Below are 15,683 nucleotides of genomic sequence, written 5' to 3' on the forward strand. Positions count from 1 at the left end.
CCACCACAAGGGCAGCCTTTCTTCAAACGTTTATGTCAGGGTCAGCCATCTAACAAGTTGCTGGAGATGATGAGCTCATTCCCAGAAAGATTGACACTGGAAGCCGTCAGACTCTTCAGGCCACCGCCTTGGATCAAGCCGATCTGTTCGAACGAGTAATCGGAGCCTGAACCATCTGCATCGTAATAGAGTTTACCGGATGAGGTATCCAGCGCCAGTCTGTAGTCACCTGTGGACGCACTGGTCAGATCAATTTTCGCACCAATCAGTACTTCATCAATAGTGATCATCGTGTCGTAGGTATCGAACACTAGCTGGTCTTCCGAATTGAAGCCGATGACCGTAGTAAATGCCGGTTCATCATTGCCGACGGCATCGAAAAAGTCTTCGCCGAAGCCTGCCCAGTCTATTGCGCTATCACCACCCAGATCAACACTATTGACGCCAGCACCAGCATCGACCCGATCTTCCCCGCCTCCCAGCCTGATCGTGTCATTACCAGCCCCAGTGTAAACCTGATCAGTGTCGGAACCACCAGTAACCACATTGTTACCATCGCCGGCACTCACGTAGTTGTAGCCATTGCCGAGTTTGATGGTGTTGTTGCCGTCATCGACATAAACATAATCGGTGCCGGAGCCAGCGGTAATGGTGTTGTCGCCATCTTCGCCATGGAAGTGGTTGTCGCCATTCCCGAGCTTTATGGTGTTGTTGCCGTTGCTGACGTAAATATCATCAGTGTCGGCACCGCCGGTGATAGTGTTGTTACCATCGCCAGTGCTCACGTAGTTGTAGCCATCGCCGAGTTTGATCACGTTGTCGCCATCGCCGACGTAAACATAATCAGTGTCGGCACCGCCGGTGATGGTGTTGTCACCGTCCTCGCCATAAACATAGTTATCACCGTTACCGAGTTTGATGACATTGTTGCCGTTGCCGACGTAAATATCATCTTCACCGGCACCACCTGTGATGACATTGTTGCCATCGGCTCCGTCGAAGTTATACAGGTAGCCATCATCATTAACGAAGTTACCAGCGTAGACAACATTGTAGCCATCGCCAAGCTTGATCACGTTGTTGCCGCCACCCACGGCGATGTAATCCTCACCATTGCCAGTGGTAATCTTGTTGTCGCCATCGGCGCCGGTAAAGGTGAATGTGCTGTCTTCGCCATCATAGACAAAGTCACCCGCGTAGATGTAGTTGTTACCGTCTCCGGCCTTGATGGTGTTGTTGCCGCCACCGACAGCAATGAAGTCACTGTCTTCGCCACCAGTAATGGTGTTGTCGCCATCTGCACCGCTAAAGCTTCGGTCGCCACCGCTATAGTCGTAGGTGTAGTTGCCGGCATAGACCACGTTGTAGCCATCTCCGGCATTGATCTTGTTGTCGCCACCGCCAACCCGGATCAGGTCTTGATCATCGCCGGTAGTGATCTTGTTGTTGCCGTCTTCGCCACCGTTGAAGCTGATCACGCTGCTGTTGTAAGAAAGATCGCCTGCATAAACGATGTTGTAGCCATCGCCGAGGCTGATTGTGTTGTCACCATTGCCAACGGCAATGAAATCTTCACCGTCGCCACCGGTGATCTTGTTGTTGCCATCTTCTCCGTAGAAATAGGTGCCACCCATGCCATAACTCAAGTCACCGACATAAGCGGTGTTGTTGCCATCGCCGAGATTGAGCGTGTTGGTGCCGCCACCGACATAAACCCTATCATCACCGTCGCCACCGGTGATCTTGTTGTCGCCGTCGCCGCCGTAAACGCTGTAATCCGTGCCGTGGGAAACGGTGCCAGCATAGACAACGTTGTAACCGTCACCGACATTGATGGTGTTGTTGCCGTCGCCCACGAAAACACGGTCTTCACCCGCACCAGTGGTGATCTTGTTGTTGCCGTCGCCACCATTTACGTGGAAACCACCCATGTCGTATGTCACATAATCAGCGGCATAGACGGTGTTGTACCCGTCACCGGCGTTAATCGTATTGTCGCCGCCACCAACGAAGATGCGATCCGTGTCCTCGCCATCGCTGCCGCCGGTGACCTTGTTGTTGCCATCTTCGCCAAAGAAGGTGAAGGCGCTCGAATTCGAGAAAATGTCGCCGGCATAGACTGCGTTGTAGCCATTGCCCGTGCTGATGGTGTTGTTGCCACCACCGACGTAGATATAGTCGCTGTCAGCGCCGCCGGTGATCTTGTTGTCGCCGTCTGCACCATAGAACGAGAAGGATGTGCTTTCTCCGCTGTCGACATAATCACCTGCATACACGACGTTCGAACCATCGCCGGTGATGATCGTGTTATTACCGCCGCCGACTGCAATGAAGTCGGCGTCTGAGCCAGTGGTGATCTTGTTGTTGCCGTCGGCACCAGTGAAGGTGTCGTCGATATCAGAAGTCGTGCTACCGGCATAGACAGCGTTGTAGCCATCGCCAGCGACGATCTTGTTGTTGCCGCCACCTACCTGAATGTAATCGTCGTCTTCGCCACCGGTAATGATGTTGTTGCCGTTGCCGGTATGTACGAAGTTTTCGCCGTCACCGGTGACGATCTTGCTGTTGCCGTTTGCGGTTTCGATATAGTCCTCGCCCGCACCGCCGGTAATGTTGTCGTTACCGTCGAAGGCCCAAATTTCGTTGCCGGCATCGCCGCCAACGATCTTGTCGTTGCCGGCGCCGCCGAAGATGTAGTTGCTGTGCGTGGCATCACCGACAATATTGTCGTTGCCAGCGTAAATCAGAGAATTGAACTGAACATTGATGAAGTCATCAGGGGTTCCATCCGACCAACCCTTGGTGTCGATGAACGAGAGTAGTGCCATGGCCTGGACGTTAAGGCCGGTGATGCTGTTGGTTTGTGTTTCACCGTCTCCCCAATAAATGCCAGTTACTTTACCGCCGGTAACATTGCCTGCATTCAGGGTGAACTTGCCGGTCAAGGTTAGATACAAGTCGCCTGACTGAAAGGTGACCGTGGTTGCTGTGTTTGCAACTGTCGCATCTGCGGCGTCGAAGCCGATTTCGTCTACCCAGTTGTTATAGTTGGTTGCCTGGATTGCCATGATTGACCTCCTCATTATTAATTGAAAATCCCCGGGCTGTACGGACAACCCATTAGGTTTTTAGTCTATCTGTGACTCTATGGGTTGACAAGTAAATAAGGGTCAATTTGCTTGCCTTTTTTACTCCGTTGTGGGAAAGAGGTTGTACTTGTTTGGGGATATCTGTGTGGTCGGGTGACGCCCTGCAGCCCGAATCATTGCTGCTGCTTGTGTTCCCCCATCGGCGCAGGGTGGGGGGAGGGTGGGCTTTGACCAGAGTTCTTCGAGCGCAGTCTGAACATTTCCCCTTTTTAAGGCTTCGGCATCGATTTCCCGGCTGTTGCCATTTCTGGCCAACCAAGCGATGAGGCATTCTTGTTCCGGCCAATCGACGCGGCGTAGATAAAGTACTGGCGTGCCATTGCAGGCTGCTTCGGTGAAAGTGCCGTAACCGGGTTTGGTAATGATGGCGTCTACCGAGCAGAGTAGATCGGTAAAGCTTAGGCCGAATTGTTCAAGTGCCATGGCATTGGGGTGAGTGCAGTGCCAGCTACCTGGCACCAGCCAGCGAATACCGGATTGTTGTGGCCAGTTTTCCAACGGAATGCGATGCTGGATACCTCCCATTGCGACAAGAACAACACGGTCGGAACCGAGGCCGAGATCATGGCTCTTTCCCGATGCGGCAATCGGGTCAAGTATTTTGACGTTGTCGAGCATTTTCATCGGCATCCCGGGCGTAACGCGCAGGAATGCCCAAGCGGTGCGATAGGCCTCAAGCATGTCGGCGTGAATTGGCGTGGCCCAGCTTTCGCCGCCGAAAAAATGGGCAAACAGATCAGCCCAATTCAGCGAGCAGATGCTCAGCGCCGGAATGCCGTTCAGCGCGGCGCCGGCCAGCGGCAGATAGCTGACATTGCTAAGCACGCGGTCGACCTGCCGGCTGGCCAGTAAACGGCCTTCGCCGGCGACTCGCGCCGCCCAGCCGGCATGCGCGGCGCGGTAGGCGCGGGCGCTGGCCGGGCGGTCGATGCGGGTGGCATCCTGCATCACGTAGCCAAAGTCGCTGGCCGCCCGAATGTGCTCGAATTCCTGGTGGATGCGCTGGCGCAGGATTTCCGGTGCGAGGCCGCTCCTGACGGTCAACCTTAGATCAGGAGTGCTTTTTGCCAGTGCGTCAAGTACCGGAGCACTGATTGCAAGGTGTCCGAAGCCGTGGCTCGATATATCCGCAAAAATATGCACTCGGTGGAGCTTCTTGTCTGATATGAACCGTTGGGACAGGTGGTCGGGGCCGTCAAGGACGGCCCCGACTAGCGTGGTGTTCTACAGCGGGATGCTCCCGCTGTAGATGGTCAGATCGTTACCGTCGACCGTGATGTCGAATACCCCATTCAATCCCGCACCTTTGATCAGGCCGATTTGTATGGCGGCTTCACCGGTGCCCGTACCATCCGCATCGTAATAGAGTTTGCCGGAACTGGTGTTGAATACCAGATGGTAGTTACCTTCTGTGATTCCCGCATCCTTGCCAATCTTGATTTGCTCCTTGGTCAAGGCTTCTTCAAATTCCAGGTTAAAGCACAATTCGTCGCTATTATTGAAATTGGAGACGGTGTTGAGCGCCAGGGTCTTTGCATTGCCATCTGTGGCCGCCCACAGGAAATCGGAGCCAAAATATACGCTGTCCGATGCCGTGTCACTACCCAGGTCGATCGTGTTTTTTCCTGCGCCAAGATCGGCCCAGTCGGAACCTGCGCCGAGCTTGGCGACATCATTGCCCTCCCATGCCCAGACTTCATCCGAACCTGCTCCGGTGGTAATGGTGTTGTTGCCATTGCCTTTGATCACCCCATTGCTGTCCTGGTAAGCAAGAAAGGCTGATTCGTCGCCCACGCCGATCCTGTTGCCACCGTCACCAGCAGTGATCTTGTTGTTGCCGGTGCCAACATGGACTTCGTTGAAGCCGCCTCCGACCGTTATCGTGTTGTTGCCATTGCCTGCAACGACGAGATCGTCGCCCGAGCCCAAGGTGGTGATCTTGTTATTGCCGTTGCCGGCGAAGATCTGGTTAAGCCACTCTTCCGTGTCGGCGGCACTCGTCGTGCTGCCGGCCGTGATGGTGTTGTTGCCATCGCCGACCTGAATGACGTTGTAGCCATCGCCTGCGGTGATTTTGTTATTACCATCCACGGTGTTGCTATTGCCGGTTTTTGCATAGACGTAGGTATTGTTTACGACATCGTAACTGGCAAAGTAATCGTCATCGGTCGTGATGTAGTCATTGCCGTTGCCGGCAGTAATCGTGTTGTTACCCAGTCCGGCCAGTACAACGTTATGGAATGCGAGGTCGCCGAAGTAATCGTCCGTGTATGCCTGAGGATTGCTGGTCGCCTCTTCGGCTAGTGAAAACCGCGTTGCAGCATCGTTCCCACCACCCACATTGATCTTGTCGTCACCTTTGCCTGCCTGCACCCAGTCGTTGCCATCGCCGACGTTAACGGTGTTTTTGCCGCCGGCGGCAAAAACAAAATTGTTACCGGACAGGTCGGTGATGGTGTCATTGCAGATAGTCAGGGATGCATTGGTTGCCGAATCCTGAGTGTCGCCGAAAATCCTGTCGTCGCCGGCTCCGCCGATAATGGTGTCGTTGCCGGCTCCACCGACAATTACATCGTCGCCGGTGCCGCCATCAATCTTGTCATTCCCGGCGCCTGCGTCAAGGAAATCACTGCCAACGGTCCCGGTTAGCGTGTCGTTGCCGCTGTAGGCGAGGCTCATCAGACCACTGAAGTCAGCCGCATCCAATACGTCTTCGATCACTGTTGCGTCAATCTTGATTCCGGTGATTTTGTTGGTGACCGAAAAAACAGGATTTTCAGTATTGAAATTTACCGAGCCCCATTCGATACCGGTAACGTTCCCCGCTGAGAAATTGCCGTTGGCATCCATGGTGACGCTGCCGCTGAGTTTGACATAATAGGAAGCTTCACTATTCGGGTCTCCATTGTCGCAAGCCATATAGACATCTTTTAAAGACCCGCTGACGGTTCCGGTTTCGACATCCAGTTTTAGCGTGCCGTGATAGGCGATGCTGTAGCCGTCAGCTGAATCTATCCACACTTCTTTTGCGGTAATTGCGGAGCTTACGGTTCCCGTATTCGTATCTATTTTGATATTGCCGCCTGAAATGCCAATATCAAGGCCGGTATTGTTGCCCAGTTCGAACATCTTGAGCGTGGCGATTCCGGTGCTATCGCTATAGCTTCCTTCGCCCCAGAGATAAGTTTGTTTGCTGTCGTTCCAGGAAGCTGAAAAAGAGCCATCCGGGTTGGATTGAAAATAAGGCGTTTGTGTCGTTATCAGGTTTGCAAGGTCACCAAGGCTGTTCTCTGCGGTATGGATGCCTGAAATGAAATCGGCGAAAGCAAAGTTGGGGTTAAAAATTGTGCTGTTACTAACATTGTTAAAAACGGCCATGCTGACTCCCTGTATTTGTAGTGAACTGGAATGCCGACATTTTAGCTGTATGGACTATGCCTTTGGCGTTTTAATTAAAGTTGTTGTTATCCAGCCTTAAAGGTTGTTGTCTCTTAACGGTTTTTGAATGCTGCTTTGCGTTTCTCGGCGAAGGCGTTCATGCCTTCCTTCTGGTCTTCCAGGCCGAAGCTGGCGTGGAAGACGCGGCGCTCGAAGAGCAGCCCTTCGTTGAGCGAGGACTCGAAGGCGCGATTGACCGCTTCCTTGGTCATCATCAGCACCGGCAGCGAGAAGCCGGCGATGGTCTGGGCCGCCTTCAGGGTTTCCTCGAGCAGTTGCTCGGCCGGGTAGATGCGGGCAACCAGGCCGGCCTGCTCGGCTTCCGTGGCGTCCATCAGGCGGCCGGTCAGGCACATGTCCATCGCCTTGGCCTTGCCGATCGCGCGCGGCAGGCGCTGCGTGCCGCCGGCGCCGGGCAGGGTGCCGATCTTGACTTCGGGCTGGCCGAACTTGGCGTTGTCGGCAGCGTAGATCATGTCGCACATCATCGCGAACTCGCAGCCGCCACCCAGCGCGTAACCAGCCACGGCGGCGATCACCGGCTTGCGCGCCGTCTTGATGCGCTCCCAGCGGGCGGTGATGAAATCGGTCTTGTAGGCGTGCATGTAGTCGAATTCGGCCTGCTTCATGACGCTGATGTCGGCACCGGCGGCGAAGGCCTTCTCGTTGCCGGTCAACACGATGCAGCCGATGTTTTCGTCGGCTTCGAAGGCGTCGACCGCGGCGGCAATGCCGCTGACCACGGCATCGTTCAGCGCATTCATCGCTTCCGGCCGGTTGATTCGGATCAGGCCGACCCGGCCGTGAATTTCGCTGAGGACGACTTGGCTCATCTGCTTTCTCCTGCTTTGTGGAATGATTATTCCGGTCCGGAGTTTGTCCGGCCGGCGACAGTTGACGTTAACGTTAACCTGATATTCTGTCATGCAAAATCGACACAAAAGGAGACAACATGACCTATGCCATCGAAGCGCAACCGCTCTGGCGCCCCAACCCGAATACCGTCGGCGACACCGGCATGGCGATTTTCATGCAGGCCAGCGGCTACGGCCGCTATGCCGATCTCTGGCAATGGTCGATCGACGAACCCGAGGCCTTCTGGTCGAAGCTGTGGGATTTCACCGGCGTAATCGGTGAAAAAGGCACAAAAATCCTCGTCGACCGGGAGAAGATGCCCGGTGCCGGCTGGTTTCCCGAAGCCCGCTTCAACTATGCCGAAAATTTGCTGCGCTATCGCGACGACGGCGAAGCGCTGGTTTTTCGGGGCGAAGACAAGGTCGAGCGGCGCCTGAGCCGGGCCGGGCTTTATGCCGAAGTCGCCCGCTTCCAGCAATTCCTGATCGCGTCCGGAGTGGGCGAGGGGGACCGGGTCGCCGCCTATCTGCCCAACCTGCCGGAAACCCTGATCGCCATGCTGGCGACGACCGCGCTCGGCGCCATCTGGTCGTCGGCTTCGCCCGATTTCGGCGTGCAGGGCGTGCTCGACCGTTTCGGCCAGATCGAACCCAAGGTGCTGCTCTGCGTCGATGGCTACTGGTACAACGGCAAGCCAGTCGATTGCCTGGCCAAGAATGCCGAAGTCGTGGCGCAGATGCCGTCGCTGGTGCAGACAGTGGTCGTGCCTTACCTGGCCGAAAAGCCGGAAATCGCTGGCATCGCCAAGGCGCTGAACTGGCAGGATCTGCCGGCGGTCGACGCGAAAAAAGAGGTCATTTTCCGCCGTCTGCCCTTCGCGCATCCGCTGTTCATCATGTTCTCGAGCGGCACGACCGGTGTGCCGAAATGCATCGTCCATTGCCATGGCGGCGTGCTGCTGCAGCATCTCAAGGAACACCTGCTGCACAGCGACGTGCGGCGCGGCGACCGCCTGTTCTACTTCACGACCTGCGGCTGGATGATGTGGAACTGGCTGGTTTCCGGACTCGCCGCCGGCGCCACGCTGCTGCTCTATGATGGCTCGCCGTTTGCGGCAGGCGGCACGGTGCTCTTCGACTACGCCGCGGCGGAAAAAATGACCCACTTCGGCACCTCGGCCAAGTTCATCGATGCCGCCGCCAAGCTCGGCCTGACGCCGGGCAAGACACATGATCTGGCCGCCCTGCGTGCCATGTTCTCGACCGGCAGCCCGCTCTCGCCGGAAGGCTTCGACTGGGTCTATCGCGAGATCAAGCAGGACATCCTGCTCGCCTCGATTTCCGGCGGTACCGACATCGTTTCCTGCTTCGTGCTCGGCAACCCGGTGTTGCCGGTCTATCGCGGCGAAATCCAGTGCCGCGGTCTGGGCATGGCGGTCGACGTGCTCGACGAGGCAGGAATGCCGGTGCGTTCGGAAAAGGGCGAGCTGGTCTGCACGCGGCCCTTCCCGGTCATGCCGGTCGGTTTCTGGAACGATGCCGACGGTGCCAAGTATCGCGCCGCCTACTTCGAGCGCTTCCCGAACATCTGGTGCCACGGCGATTTCTCGGAGCTGACCGCACACGACGGCATGATCATCTACGGTCGCTCGGACGCGACGCTCAATCCGGGCGGTGTACGCATCGGTACGGCCGAAATCTACCGCCAGGTCGAACAGTTGCCGGAAATTCTCGAATCCCTGGTGATCGGCCAGGACTGGCCGCCGGGGCGCAATGACGACGTGCGCGTCGTGCTCTTCGTCAAACTGCAGGAAGGCCACTCGCTCGATGCAGTCCTGATCGAGCGCATCAAGCAGCAGATCCGCGCCAACACCACGCCGCGCCACGTGCCGGCGAAGGTTGTGCAGGTGGCGGATATTCCCCGTACCAAGTCAGGCAAGATCGTTGAACTGGCCGTGCGCAATGTCGTCCATGCGCAGCCGGTGAAGAATGTCGAAGCACTGGCCAATCCGGAGGCGCTTGCGTACTTCCGGGACCGGGTCGAACTGACGGACTAGCCGCCGCGGCCGGGCTCAGCCACGGCCGTCCGCGTTTCAGGCGCGGCGGGCGAACAGCGCGCCGAGCAGGGGCAGGCGGCCGGCCAGCTCCTGCACTTTCTCGAACAGCCAGCCGAGGGCTGCGGTGATGCGCGCGCTGGCGGCCGGACTTTCGATCCAGCGGTAGAAGGCGGTGGCGGCCAGCAGGCTGGCGGTCAACGCGGCGACCAGGCCCAAAATGGCCGAGGTCGGCGAGTCCAGTTCAAGTCGCGTATAGACGGCGTTGGCAAGCAGCAGCACCGGGAAATGCACGAGGAAGACCGAGTAGGAAATCTGGCCGAGGAAGGACAGCGGCCGGAAGTTCGGCCACTGGTCGAGCAGGCCGGTGCGGCGGCTGAAGCCGAGTGTCATGGCGACGGCCAGGGCGAGTGCGATGCGCAGGCGGAAATCGACGACCAGCGCGGCGATCGCCACGGTGGCGATGACCCCCAGCCAGGCCGACATCTGGCGGCGGTCGGAGGCCCACCAGGCGGCAGCGCCGAGGCCGTAGGAGCCGAAGAAGTAGATCGCCCAGTTGTCGAGTTCGGCATCGCGGTTGAACCAGAACAGCGACGCGGTGGCGACGAGCAGAACCAGTGCCGGCGCCAGGATGCGGATGCGGCCGGACCAGAGCAGGACAGCCATCAGTGCGAAGAGCTGGAAGTCGATCGCGATGTACCAGACGCCGGCCGACAGCGCGTCGATGCCGAGCACGCCGTGCAGCAGCAGCGCATGTGCCAGCCACTGGCTGAAGGTGGCGCGGGCCGGGATCGCCTCGTCGTCCATCCATTGGTCGGCGAGCGCGGCGGCGGCAATGGCCAGGCCGATTGCTGCCAGGTAAGGTACGGCCAGACGCAGGTAACGTTTCCAGAGCAGCGGCAGCGGCGACACGGCGAGCGCCTGGCCTTCGCGCGACAGGGCGCGGGCGGCGAGGAAGCCGGCGATGACCAGGAAAATCTGGACAGCCATGCGGCCGTATTCGAAAAGCCAGCCGAACAGGCCCGGAAACGCATCGCGGGCAATCGCCGCGAGCGGGCCGTAGGACGAAAAGTGATTGGAGAGAACGAGCAGGGCCGCGATTGCCTTGAGGGCGTCGATCAGCGGCATGCGATTTGAATTGATAGCCATGGCGAGTTATTTTACACCGCGTGCTGCGGTGCACAAATCAGATTCCCGGGTGTTTTGTAGGGGTAATTACACAAAACGCGCGACGAAGGATTTGGTGTACAAGGCCGGCAAATCAACCCAGACCCGGTGACCGCTGCCCGGCGCGACGGTGATGGCCTCGCCGGCCTTGTTTTCCATGCGCAGCAGTTGCCAGACATGGTTGCCGGCCGGATGCACGCATTCGAGGCGGTCGCCGACGGTAAACTTGTTTTTGACCTCGATTTCCATCAGGCCGCGTACCTCGTCGAAACGCACGGCGTCACCGACGTAGAGGCTGCGTTCCGATTCCGAATGGCCGCGCAGGTAGTTCTGGTAATCGGCATCGTGGTGGCGCTGGTAGAAGCCATCGGTGTAGCCGCGGTTGGCGAGGCCTTCCAGTTCGCTGAGCAGTTTCGGGTCGAGCGGCCGGCCGGCGACGGCATCGTCGATCGCCTGGCGATAGGATTGCGCGGTGCGTGCGACGTAATACGGGCTCTTGGTGCGGCCCTCGATCTTCAGCGAATCGACGCCGATCTCGACCAGGCGCTGGACATGCTCGATGGCGCGCAGGTCCTTGGAGTTCATGATGTAGGTGCCGTGCTCGTCTTCCTCGATCGGCATCAGTTCGCCCGGACGCTGGCGTTCTTCGAGCAGGATTTCCTGGTCGGGGTGGCTGTAGAACTGTACCGGCTGGTTCAGTGTCTCGCCGGGCTTGTCCGAGCTCGACACCTTGTAATCCCAGCGGCAGGAGTTGGTGCAACTGCCCTGATTCGGATCGCGGTGATTGAAGTAGCCGGAGAGCAGGCAGCGGCCGGAATAGGCGATGCACAGCGCGCCGTGGATGAAGACTTCGAGTTCGATGTCCGGGCATTGCTGGCGGATTTCGGCGACTTCGTCGAGCGACAGTTCGCGCGACAGGATGATGCGGGTGAGCCCGAGCTTCTTCCAGAAACGCACGGCCGCCCAGTTCACGGTATTGGACTGGACCGAGAGGTGGACCGCCTGGTCCGGCCAGGTTTCGCGAACCATGTCGATCAGGCCGGGGTCTGACATGATCAGCGCGTCCGGCTTCAGTTCGATGACCGGCGCCATGTCGGCAAGATAGGTGGTGAGCTTGGCGTTGTGCGGGAAGATGTTGCTGACGACAAAAAACTGCTTGCCGCGGGCGTGGGCTTCGTCGATGCCTTCCTTGAGCGCGCCTATGGTGCTGAAGGAGTTGTTGCGCACGCGCAGGCTGTAACGCGGCTGTCCGGCGTAGATTGCGTCGGCACCGAAATCGAAGGCGGTGCGCATCATTTCGAGCGAGCCGGCAGGGGCGAGAAGTTCAGGCGCCTTGCGCATAGTAGAATCCAGCAAAAACCGCGAATTGTAGAGTGTATGAGCGAAGAAATACTGATCAATTTCACGCCGCAGGAGACCCGCGTTGCCGTGATGCAACAAGGCGTTGTCCAGGAATTGCATATCGAGCGCACCGCCAGCCGCGGTCTGGTCGGTAATGTCTATCTCGGACGCGTCGTGCGCATCCTGCCCGGCATGCAGTCGGCATTCGTCGATGTCGGGCTTGAACGCACCGCTTTCCTGCATGTTGCCGATATCTGGCAACCGCGCGAGACGGCCACCGAGCGGCCGATCGAGAAAATCCTCTTCGACGGTCAGAGCGTTCTCGTGCAGGTCGTCAAGGACCCGATCGGGACCAAGGGCGCCCGCTTGTCGACGCAGATTTCGATCGCCGGCCGCATGCTGGTCTATCTGCCGCAGGAAAAACATATCGGCATTTCGCAGCGCATCGAGTCCGAAGCCGAGCGCGAGATGTTGCGCGAGAAGATCACCCGCCTCGTGCCGGCTGACGAGAAGGGCGGTTTCATCGTCCGCACCATGGCCGAGAATGCCAGCGACCAGGAGTTCGCCAACGACATCGCCTACCTGCGCAAGACCTGGGCCGACATTCGCGAAAAGGCCCGCGTTTCGCCACCGCCCAGCGTGCTCTATCAGGAGCTGTCGCTCGGCCAGCGCGTACTGCGTGACTTCGTCAATCCGGAAACCGGCCGCATCGTCATCGACTCGCGCGAAAACTTTCAGAAACTGACCGGCTTTGCCGAGGAATACACGCCGGCCGTACTGCCCTTGCTTGATCACTACATTGGCCAGCGACCGCTGTTCGATCTCTACGGCGTCGAGGAAGAAATCCAGAAGGCGCTGGCCCGCCGCGTCGATCTCAAGTCGGGCGGCTACCTGATCATCGACCAGACCGAGGCGATGACCACCATCGACGTCAATACCGGCGGTTTCGTCGGCGTGCGCAATTTCGACGACACCATCTTCAAGACCAATCTCGAAGCCGCCGTCACCATCGCCCGCCAGCTGCGCCTGCGCAACCTGGGCGGCATCATCATCGTCGATTTCATCGACATGGAAAACGAAGAGCACAAGAAGGCCGTGCTCGAGGAATTCAACAAGGCGCTGGCGCGCGACCATACGCGCCTGACGGTCAACGGCTTCACGGCACTTGGTCTGGTCGAGATGACGCGCAAACGGACGCGCGAATCGCTCGCCCACATCCTCTGCCAGCCCTGTCCGACCTGTGGCGGGCGCGGCGAGGTCAAGACGGCGCGCACCGTGGCCTACGAAATCCTGCGCGAGCTGCTGCGCGAGGCGCGTCAGTTCAATGCCCGCGAATACCGCATCCTGGCCGGGCCGGCCGTCGTTGATCTCTTCCTTGACGAAGAGTCGCAGGCGCTGGCCATGCTTTCCGACTTCATCGAGAAGCCGGTTTCCCTGCAGTCGGAGCCGAGCTACTCACCGGAGCAGTACGACATTGTTTTGATGTAATCAGAAAATGGAGACAGGCGCATGCAAACCGATCCCGAGTTCGACAGTCTTGTTCCGGCACAGTCCTTCGATCGCCGGAGATTTCTCGTGACCAGCCTGGGCGCAGGTTTTGCCGCGGCCGTACAGCCGGTGATGGCGCAGACGGCGATCAGTACCGATGTTGCCGGCCTGTTGGCAGGCGAGGTCAAGGTACCGGTCGGTGATGGCGAAATGGTTGCCTACCGCGCGACGCCTGCAGGCAAGGCCAAGGCGCCGGTCGTGCTGGTTGTCTCGGAGATATTCGGTGTGCATGAGTACATCAAGGACGTTTGCCGCCGCCTCGCCAAGCTGGGTTACTGCGCGATTGCGCCCGAATTGTTTGCCCGGCAGGGCGATCCGCGTCTGACCAGCAGCATTCCCGATATTCTTGCCAATATCGTCAACAAGACGCCGGATGCGCAGGTGCTGGCCGATCTTGATGCCTGCGTCGCCTGGGCGGCCGGGCAAGGAGCCGATGGCAAACGGCTGGCGATCACCGGCTTCTGCTGGGGCGGGCGTATCACCTGGCTGTATGCCGCCCACAATCCGCAGCTCAAGGCCGGGGTTGCCTGGTACGGTCGTCTGGTCGGGGCGACAAGCGAATTCATGCCGAAATATCCGATTGATCTCGTTGGACAATTGCAGGCGCCGGTGCTCGGCCTGTATGGCGGTCTCGATACCGGCATTCCGCTGGAAACCGTCGAGGCGATGGAGGCAGCCCTCAAGCAGGGCAACGCGGCGGCACGGGCTTCGCACATCGAGGTTTACGACAATGCACCGCATGCCTTCCACGCCGACTATCGGCCGAGCTACCGCAAGCCGGAAGCCGAAGATGGCTGGCAGCGCATGCTGGCCTGGTTTGCCCGCAACGGGGTCTGATCAGGAAATTGGGAATGGGAAACCGGAAATGAAAAAAGGCCAGTCATCGACTGGCCTTTTTAGAATCTGGTGGGGCGCGACAGATTCGAACTGTCGACCTACGGATTAAGAGTCCGCTGCTCTACCAACTGAGCTAGCGCCCCAGATTTCCCTTTTTCCGACTGGTGGGTCGGGCGAGATTCGAACTCGCGACCAACGGATTAAAAGTCCGCTGCTCTACCGACTGAGCTACCGACCCGCCTAGGGAGCCGCGAATTATATAGATGCCGCATGGGGTCGTCAACGCACTTTTTGCTTTGTGAAGAATTGTTTTTGCCGGGTATCCAAAGGGATTCGCTGGCTAAAATGCCTCCGTTGGCAACATTTGTTGTCCAAGTGATTGAAATTTAAAATTTTTGGAGGATTGCGATGACAGAACAGGATATTTCCCGCTATCAGGATCTTTTACTGACAACGGCCACCGATATTGGCCTGAAAATCCTGGCGGCAATCGTTTTCTGGGTCGTTGGCCGCTGGTTGATCGGTGTCGCCTTGAACATGGTGCGTGCTTCGCTGGAGCGCCAGAAGGTTGATCCAACCGTGTTGCGCTACCTCGGCTCGGTGATTTCGGTGACCCTGAATGTGCTGCTGGTGGTTGGTATTTTGGGTTATTTCGGTATCCAGACGACGACCTTCGCGGCCTTGATTGCCGCGGCCGGCGTCGCCATCGGCATGGCCTGGTCCGGCCTGCTGGCACATTTTGCTGCGGGTGCCTTCCTGGTCGTCCTGCGCCCGATGAAGGTGGGCGATTTTGTCACCATCGCCGGCGTGACCGGTACCGTGACCGAGCTTGGCCTCTTCACGACGACCCTGAATACGCCGGACAACGTGCAGACCATCATCGGCAACAACAAGGTTTTTGGCGACACGATCCAGAACTTTACGGTCAACCCTTTCCGCCGGGTTGATTTGAAATGCCAGTTGTCGGGCGCTGCCGATCATCAGGCAGCCATGGTTTTGTTACGTGAAAAGATTGCGTTGGTAGCGAATGTCTTGCCCGAGCCCAAGGTCGATGTCGAAATTCTGGATTTCAATCTGGTTGGCCCGGTGCTGGCGGTACGGCCGTATTGCCATAACGACAATTACTGGCAGGTTTATTTCGATTGCAACAAGGTCTTGCGTGAAGCCCTGGCCGATGCCGGTTTCCCGGCGCCGATGCCGGCCCAGAGCGTGATAGTCACGCAGGCGGCCTGAGTCCGTCGGAAAAAAAGGAGCCCGTCGGGTGACGGGCTCTTTGCAGGGAAAGCAGCTTTTCG

10 protein-coding genes and 2 tRNA genes are annotated in these 15,683 nt (G+C 58.2%); 4 read left to right on the forward strand and 8 right to left on the reverse strand.

Features of this window, described 5'->3' with window-relative positions; all coding sequences use genetic code 11:
* Nucleotides 1-41 precede the first annotated feature (41 nt).
* The 4 genes from KI612_RS00775 to KI612_RS00790 all read right to left on the reverse strand — a co-directional run bounded on the left by KI612_RS00775 (nucleotide 42) and on the right by KI612_RS00790 (nucleotide 7,420).
* Nucleotides 42-3,068: a beta strand repeat-containing protein gene (locus KI612_RS00775; protein ID WP_226441927.1), complete on the reverse strand. Its 3,027-nt coding sequence runs from the start codon at nucleotides 3,066-3,068 to the stop codon at nucleotides 42-44.
* A gap of 120 nt (nucleotides 3,069-3,188) precedes the next feature.
* On the reverse strand, nucleotides 3,189-4,292 hold the full coding sequence (locus tag KI612_RS00780; RefSeq protein WP_226441928.1) for a hypothetical protein: 1,104 nt from the start codon (nucleotides 4,290-4,292) through the stop codon (nucleotides 3,189-3,191).
* A gap of 81 nt (nucleotides 4,293-4,373) precedes the next feature.
* The gene (locus KI612_RS00785) at nucleotides 4,374-6,527 is read right to left on the reverse strand and encodes a beta strand repeat-containing protein (RefSeq protein ID WP_226441929.1); all 2,154 of its coding nucleotides are present in this window, start codon (nucleotides 6,525-6,527) and stop codon (nucleotides 4,374-4,376) included.
* Nucleotides 6,528-6,640: 113 nt separating this feature from the next.
* On the reverse strand, nucleotides 6,641-7,420 hold the full coding sequence (locus KI612_RS00790; protein WP_226441930.1) for an enoyl-CoA hydratase: 780 nt from the start codon (nucleotides 7,418-7,420) through the stop codon (nucleotides 6,641-6,643).
* A gap of 119 nt (nucleotides 7,421-7,539) precedes the next feature.
* Here KI612_RS00790 and KI612_RS00795 point away from each other — a divergent pair, with 119 nt between their 5' ends.
* Nucleotides 7,540-9,498 (forward strand): acetoacetate--CoA ligase, encoded by a 1,959-nt coding sequence (locus KI612_RS00795; protein ID WP_226441931.1) that lies wholly within the window; start codon nucleotides 7,540-7,542, stop codon nucleotides 9,496-9,498.
* A 36-nt stretch (nucleotides 9,499-9,534) separates the two neighbouring features.
* Here the strand turns inward: KI612_RS00795 and KI612_RS00800 are convergent, their stop codons facing one another.
* Nucleotides 9,535-10,644: an acyltransferase family protein gene (locus KI612_RS00800; protein WP_226441933.1), complete on the reverse strand. Its 1,110-nt coding sequence runs from the start codon at nucleotides 10,642-10,644 to the stop codon at nucleotides 9,535-9,537.
* A gap of 66 nt (nucleotides 10,645-10,710) precedes the next feature.
* Nucleotides 10,711-12,003, reverse strand: a complete 1,293-nt coding sequence (gene trhP, locus KI612_RS00805; protein ID WP_226441937.1) for a prephenate-dependent tRNA uridine(34) hydroxylase TrhP — start codon at nucleotides 12,001-12,003, stop codon at nucleotides 10,711-10,713.
* Between the two features lie 36 nt (nucleotides 12,004-12,039).
* On the opposite strand from trhP, the gene rng reads away from it, so the two are divergent.
* Together rng and KI612_RS00815 are read left to right on the forward strand one after the other, a co-directional pair.
* On the forward strand, nucleotides 12,040-13,491 hold the full coding sequence (rng, locus tag KI612_RS00810) for a ribonuclease G (RefSeq protein ID WP_226441938.1): 1,452 nt from the start codon (nucleotides 12,040-12,042) through the stop codon (nucleotides 13,489-13,491).
* 21 nt (nucleotides 13,492-13,512) lie between these two features.
* Nucleotides 13,513-14,388 carry a dienelactone hydrolase family protein gene (locus tag KI612_RS00815; RefSeq protein ID WP_226441940.1) on the forward strand — a complete coding sequence of 292 codons (876 nt, stop codon included), beginning with the start codon at nucleotides 13,513-13,515 and terminating at the stop codon, nucleotides 14,386-14,388.
* Between the two features lie 67 nt (nucleotides 14,389-14,455).
* Here KI612_RS00815 and KI612_RS00820 read toward each other — a convergent pair.
* Both KI612_RS00820 and KI612_RS00825 read right to left on the reverse strand, forming a co-directional pair.
* Nucleotides 14,456-14,531: transfer RNA gene (locus tag KI612_RS00820), tRNA-Lys, on the reverse strand.
* 19 nt (nucleotides 14,532-14,550) lie between these two features.
* Nucleotides 14,551-14,626: transfer RNA gene (locus KI612_RS00825), tRNA-Lys, on the reverse strand.
* Nucleotides 14,627-14,796: 170 nt separating this feature from the next.
* On the opposite strand from KI612_RS00825, the gene KI612_RS00830 reads away from it, so the two are divergent.
* Entirely contained in the window at nucleotides 14,797-15,621 is an 825-nt protein-coding gene (locus KI612_RS00830; protein WP_226441944.1) for a mechanosensitive ion channel family protein, read from the forward strand.
* Nucleotides 15,622-15,683 lie beyond the last annotated feature (62 nt).

The organism is Quatrionicoccus australiensis (assembly GCF_020510525.1).
Taxonomy (GTDB): Bacteria; Pseudomonadota; Gammaproteobacteria; order Burkholderiales; family Rhodocyclaceae; genus Azonexus; species Azonexus australiensis_B.